This is a genomic window from Cupriavidus sp. 05T313, from assembly GCF_056396665.1.
Genome location: NZ_JBFTLX010000668.1, coordinates 1 through 409, shown reverse-complemented (window position 1 = coordinate 409; position 409 = coordinate 1). Strand labels below are relative to the sequence as shown.

Annotated in this window: 1 protein-coding gene; it reads left to right on the top strand. The window is 65.5% G+C overall.

From position 1 onward, the window contains the following. Positions 1 to 369 (top strand): sensor histidine kinase (locus AC1DKD_RS42275; RefSeq protein WP_477144871.1); only part of this gene is annotated, 369 nt, incomplete at its 5' end. Positions 370 to 409: the final 40 nt, after the last annotated feature.

Sequence of the window (409 nt, the reverse complement as noted above, 5' to 3'; positions counted from 1 at the left end):
CTGTGGGCCTACGCGGACCCGCTGAGGATCGGGCAGGTGCTGGACAACCTGGTCTCGAACGCCATCAAATACTCACCGGACGGCGGAAGGATCAGCATCAGTGCGACGGCGGACAGGCAGTGGGTGCGGCTAAGCGTCACCGATACCGGGATGGGCATGTCCCACGACGACGCCGCCAAGGTCTTCAACCGTTTCTTCCGGACCGAGTCGGCGCAAAGGGCAGCCATCCCGGGTGCAGGCCTGGGCCTCTCCATCACCCGGATGATCGTGGAGCGCCACGGCGGCAGCATTATGTGCGAGAGCGGTGAAGGCCAGGGCAGCACGTTCACGGTGACACTCCCCGCAGAGGGTCCGCCGCCGTCGTTCTAGCAACGCGACAAAGGATCAGTGCTCGCGGACGGCCCTGGTC